The following is a 205-nucleotide window of genomic DNA, read 5'->3' as shown; positions in this document are numbered from 1 at the left end:
CCCCTTCGTGGGCAATGGCACGGCGATCCTGTCTTGCACGGTGAACTTCACTGCGGCAGTGGCAGCGGGTGGCAACACCAGCTTCAATCTGCCGGCTGTGCCGACGGCTGTGGGCTCGAGCACGAACACGGCCTCCTACGATCCGTCCGGCGGTATCAGCCCCGTCAATCCGACGGCGGGTTGCACGACGGATTGCGCATCGACG

General features: G+C 65.4%; 1 protein-coding gene. It reads left to right on the top strand.

The window, feature by feature from the left end; all coding sequences use genetic code 11:
* A partial coding sequence (locus tag IAE24_RS30550; RefSeq protein WP_233630811.1) for a hypothetical protein occupies positions 1-205 on the top strand: 205 nt, incomplete at both ends.

The sequence above is a fragment of the Delftia sp. S65 genome, from assembly GCF_016516495.1.
GTDB lineage: Bacteria > Pseudomonadota > Gammaproteobacteria > Burkholderiales > Burkholderiaceae_C > Comamonas > Comamonas acidovorans.
The sequence above is the reverse complement of the archived record's forward strand: the minus strand, read 5'-3'. Positions and strand labels throughout refer to the sequence as shown.